Source organism: Candidatus Hepatincolaceae symbiont of Strigamia maritima (assembly GCF_055505085.1).
Window position 1 is genome coordinate 1 of record NZ_DBKDTU010000059.1, and the last position, 3,013, is coordinate 3,013.

4 protein-coding genes are annotated in these 3,013 nt (G+C 29.0%); all 4 read right to left on the bottom strand.

Features of this window, described 5'->3' with window-relative positions; all coding sequences use genetic code 11:
* Nucleotides 1–729: 729 nt before the first annotated feature.
* The 4 genes from ACQCX0_RS01335 to ACQCX0_RS01350 all read right to left on the bottom strand — a co-directional run bounded on the left by ACQCX0_RS01335 (nt 730) and on the right by ACQCX0_RS01350 (nt 2,972).
* Nucleotides 730–1,626 (bottom strand): hypothetical protein, encoded by an 897-nt coding sequence (locus ACQCX0_RS01335; protein ID WP_462562330.1) that lies wholly within the window; start codon nt 1,624–1,626, stop codon nt 730–732.
* A gap of 3 nt (nt 1,627–1,629) precedes the next feature.
* Nucleotides 1,630–2,028 (bottom strand): ExbD/TolR family protein, encoded by a 399-nt coding sequence (locus ACQCX0_RS01340; RefSeq protein WP_462562331.1) that lies wholly within the window; start codon nt 2,026–2,028, stop codon nt 1,630–1,632.
* On the bottom strand, nt 2,018–2,680 hold the full coding sequence (locus tag ACQCX0_RS01345; RefSeq protein ID WP_462562334.1) for a MotA/TolQ/ExbB proton channel family protein: 663 nt from the start codon (nt 2,678–2,680) through the stop codon (nt 2,018–2,020). The genes ACQCX0_RS01340 and ACQCX0_RS01345 overlap by 11 nt, the downstream gene beginning before the upstream one ends.
* An 82-nt stretch (nt 2,681–2,762) precedes the next feature.
* Entirely contained in the window at nt 2,763–2,972 is a 210-nt protein-coding gene (locus ACQCX0_RS01350; RefSeq protein ID WP_462562335.1) for a hypothetical protein, read from the bottom strand.
* Between the last annotated feature and the right edge of the window lie 41 nt (nt 2,973–3,013).

Below are 3,013 nucleotides of genomic sequence, written 5' to 3' on the forward strand. Positions count from 1 at the left end.
CCCTCTTTCCCTACACGACGCTCTTCCGATCTTTTTCCTGAAATGAAATATAAGCTAAGTATCTACTATCTAAAGAGAATCGCGGTGATAAAACCCTATATTTTCCATTAGTGAGTTGTTGTTTGTTTCTCCCGTCTAAATCATTAACAATTAAACTGTTATTACACACATAGGCAATTTGCGAATTAAAATATCCGGTTTCTCCAACAAAATTAAAATAAATCTCATTAGAAATATCATGAGCTACTTTATAAATATTATCTATTAGATTTTTCTTAGATATATTATAGCCATAAGCTGCTAGAATCTTGATATTATATAAATCCCAGATCACAAATTCAACCTGATATTTCTTCCCTTTACCTGAGGTTACCCTACCAATTATTACCCCTGAGAAGCCACTGTAATTAAAAGCTTGAGAATCTAAAATATGTTTATTAAAATCATAAGTAAATATATTAGGATCTTTATATAATGCAAAAATCCCAGATTTTTTTAGATCTTGCTCAATAACCTCAGTAATTACTTTTGCATATTCAGCAAACTCCGATTCTCCCTGAAATCCGACTAAAACTATTGGTATAGGATTAAGATTCATAGTAGTAATGTCTACATTTAAGTAAGACTTACTCATTTGTAGACTTAACAGTAATCCAACTACAGTTAACCCTACCATCTTTAAGTTGATATTTACTAAAAACAGTATATGGGTCAATTTGATAACACTCATTAAAAATTCCTCTCCGGTTTAAAGGTTATGTAAATTATTCGCCATTTATAATAATCTTCTTTCGGTATAAGTAATGGGTTACATTCCGGATTTTTTAAAGCTCGTAATACTTGATTTAAGATTACTTTTCTTTTAGAAGAATTATTATATTGCTCTAACTCCAATACTTCTATGTGCTGGATACTGGCATCTTTATTCATAGTTAATTTTAATCTAACAGTAAGATCTTCATTAATATCATACCCTCCTTGAGAAAACCAGCATTTTGAGAGCTGTTTGTTTAAAACTGAGGCTTGAAATTTACTTAAAACTTGTTCAGTCAGCTCTTGTTTTTTCTCAATCCTTCTATTTTCATTTAATCCTAAACTATTTAGAAAATTATCTTTTTCTTGCTTTTGTACTATTCGATCTAATGATTTTTCTAAATCATTATCTTTAGGTTTTAATTTTGTATCATCTTCTACTTTAGGTTCTATTTTCTGGGACTCATTCTTTTGGGGTTCTAAGTTTAATTCTTCGGTCATTTGGGGAATTTGTGTATTTTCAGGTTTTATCTCCTCCTTGTTTAGGGTATTTGGTATAGTATGGTTTTGGGACTCTATTTGATGTGTTTTTATTAAATCATCTATTACAGAGCTTTTAGGAACATTATTAAGAGGAAATTCTGGTATAGATTGAGGAACAGGCACAGGAGTTGTCACAGGGACATCTTCTACAATCTGCTCTGAATTAGGATTAGGTAATACTGATGTCTTCTGAGCATTTGCATGTTGCCTGACTACTGTTACTTGGATAGGCTTAAAGATAATTTTTTTAGAAATAGGCAAATCAAGAGTATAAAGTAATAAAAAAATTAAATGTATCCCTATAGAAAATATAAAATATTTAATATACATACCTCATAGCTGATTTTCTGTAATAAGAGAAATATTTTTAAAACCTTTTTGTGCCACTACGGACATTACAGTCATAATATCCTGATAAGTAGCTTTTTTATCTCCCTTAATAAAAATCTGAGTTTCCTTATTTTTATATTTAGTTAGAGCATTATCTAATGCTTTAGAATTAATAGGAGTATCATCAAGATATATCTGCCCTTTAGAATTAATAGTAATTACTACGGGTTTATCTTCTTTAAGATCTAAGGGGGATGAGGTAACCTCAGGAAGATTGACATCAATAGAATTTAAGAACGGAGCTGTAATCATAAAAATAATTAATAGAACTAATACTACATCCACAAACGGAGTAACATTAATCTCTGAGAGTAATTTTCTACGACGTTTATTACTGATCATCACTTTGTATTACCTCAGTATTAGTGCTATTATTTTCAATTAGGGAAAAAATAATTTTCTTAATTAATAAGTTTTGATTTTGTTCATAAGTTTCTATTTTACCCACAAAATAGTTATAAAATAATGCTGCTGGGATCGCTACAAATAAACCAAATGCTGTGGCATATAAAGCTTCTGCAATACCAGGACCGATTATGGCTAAGGATACAGAAGCACTACTTCCGATAGCATTAAAAGAATTAATTATACCGATCACAGTACCAAGTAAGCCTACGAAAGGTGACATATTCCCGATAATAGCTAAATGACCTAGTTTATTCTCTAATTCTTCATTAGTTTCTTTAATAAAAACGTCTACTTTATCTCTAATAACAAAATTAATATTTTCATTTTGTAAAAGCTTAGGTTGATTTTTTTCTAAAAAATTAAAAATATCTAAATAAGGGTTATTTTCCACAAGATAAAGCTGTGCCTTAGTACCTTTTTTCAGAATATTGTGAAACTGGTTATATAACTTATATTTTTTCCTAAAAGTACTAGTCTTAATAAAAATTAAAGTCCACGAATATACCGAAAATATCAGCAAAATAGCTAGAATAATTTTTACAAAAATATTAGCATGTAAAAAAGCCTCTACAATATTTAAATTCATTAAATCTATTCTCCTTCTTCTTTCAAAATGTTGAACTTATGTAATACTTTTGATACTATTTTACTAGCTTTAAAATGTGTATTCAATGTATTACTAGTACTAACACAGAAACTATTAAAATTTTATTAACATAAACATCCTGTTCAAACAGAATGCTAGTTTTTCTAATAGCTTTAAAAGGCTTTGATACAGCAAGCCTTGTAGTTCCTTCTCTCAAAGAAAATTGCTTGTCTATATCAATAAACTTAATTCCCTTCTGTCCTAGTAAATATTTAATCTCATGTATTTGCATTTTGTTCCTTTTAGTTTCTCAAACTACTTTTTTTTTGGTAT

Excerpts from the sequence above, each read along its gene's own strand:
- ACQCX0_RS01340 (WP_462562331.1), bottom strand. The coding sequence starts at position 2,028 with ATGATCAGTAATAAACGTCGTAGAAAATTACTCTCAGAGATTAATGTT.
- ACQCX0_RS01345 (WP_462562334.1), bottom strand. The coding sequence starts at position 2,680 with ATGAATTTAAATATTGTAGAGGCTTTTTTACATGCTAATATTTTTGTA.
- ACQCX0_RS01335 (WP_462562330.1), bottom strand. The coding sequence starts at position 1,626 with ATGTATATTAAATATTTTATATTTTCTATAGGGATACATTTAATTTTT.
- ACQCX0_RS01350 (WP_462562335.1), bottom strand. The coding sequence starts at position 2,972 with ATGCAAATACATGAGATTAAATATTTACTAGGACAGAAGGGAATTAAG.